Below are 1,491 nucleotides of genomic sequence, written 5' to 3' on the forward strand. Positions count from 1 at the left end.
GTGACTGGAGATCAGCCGTGTGCTCTCCCGAACTGCCCGCCGCGGGGGTGCCCACCGCCGCGGCCAGTTCCTCGGGCGGGGCGTCCTTGAGGATGTATCCGGTGGCTCCGGCCTCGATGGCGGGGAGGGTGTCGGCGTCGGTGTCGTAGGTGGTGACGATCAGCACCCGGGGTGCGCCGGGCACGGCGGTAATCGCCGCGGTGGCCTCGGCCCCCGTCATGCCCCGCCCGAACTGCAGGTCCATCAGGACGACGTCGATGCCGCCCGCCGCCGCGCGGGTCACGGCTTCCTCGGCGGTGGCGGCCTCGGCCACGACGGTCAGGCCGGTCTCGGTCTCGAGTACGGCCCGCAGTCCGGCCCGCACCACCGGGTGGTCGTCGGCGAGGAGCAGGCGGATGGCGGTGTCGGTCACGCGTGGGCCTCGTGGTCCTGGTCGGCGGGCGGGGTGAAGGGTATCCGGGCGGTCAGCGCGGTGCCGTGGCCGGGGGCGGACTCGACGGTGAGGGTGCCCCCGAGGGTCCGGATGCGGGAGCGCATGGTGGCGAGCCCGAACCCGCCCTCGTCCGGGTCGGGCGGGGGCAGCATGCCGGGGTCGAAGCCGATGCCGTCGTCGGCGACCCGCAGGGCGATGTGGTCGGGGAAGTAGCCGAGGGTGACGTCGGCGCTGCCGGCCTCGGCGTGGCGGACCGTGTTGGCGAGGGCCGACTGGGCGGTGCGCAGCAGCGCGACCTCCTGTGCGGTGGGCAACGGCACGGGGCTGCCGTCGAGGCGGCAGCGGGCGGTGATCCGGTGCCGGGCCGACGTCGTGACGCACAGGCGTTCCAGCGCGTCGGGCAGGGTGCTGCCCTCCAGCGAGGGCGGGGTGAGCGCGGCGACGAAGCGGCGGGCCTCGGCGAGGTTGTCGACGGCTGCCTGGCGGGCCTGGCCGACGTACCCGGCGGCGGTCTCGGGCCGGGCGGGCAGGGCGCGTTCGGCGGCGCGCAGCAGCAGCTGGATGCTGGAGAACCCCTGGGCGAGGGTGTCGTGGATCTCCCGGGCCAGCCGTTCCCGCTCGGCCAGCACCCCGGCGGTGTGCTGGGCCTCGGCCAGGTCGGCGCGGGTGTCGGTGAGTTCCTCGATCAGCCGGCGGCGCTGTTCGCTCTCCCGGTACAGCGCCTCGTAACCCCAGACCACGGCGACGGCCACGGCGGCTCCCAGAGCCGGGCCGATGGCCATCGCCGGGCTGAAGGAGCCCGCGTGGGCGGCGAAGGCGACGGTCGCCGCGAGCGCGGTGGCGGCGACCGTGGCGAGGGCCGTGCGGCGCGGCAGCAGGTGGAGCTGGAGGAAGTACAGCGGGAAGGCCAGCCATACGCCGTCGGCCGTCAGGGCCACGAGCACCAGCCACACCGCGCCCACGGCGGCCAGCCACCAGGCGGCGGCCCGGCGCGACCGCCGGACCGCGGGCAGGCGCGGGCCCGTCGCGTACACGAGGGCGCACAGCGCGGCCACGGC

2 protein-coding genes are annotated in these 1,491 nt (G+C 76.3%); both read right to left on the reverse strand.

Translation table 11 applies throughout. From position 1 onward, the window contains the following. Window positions 1-412, reverse strand: a 412-nt coding sequence (locus ACWEN3_RS33570; RefSeq protein ID WP_452978602.1) for a response regulator, incomplete at its 3' end; no start/stop codon positions are given. After that, window positions 409-1,491: sensor histidine kinase (locus ACWEN3_RS33575; RefSeq protein WP_452978605.1), on the reverse strand; the 1,083-nt coding region annotated here is incomplete at its 5' end. The genes ACWEN3_RS33575 and ACWEN3_RS33570, both read right to left, overlap by 4 nt.

It is taken from the genome of Streptomyces sp. NPDC004561 (assembly GCF_053602155.1).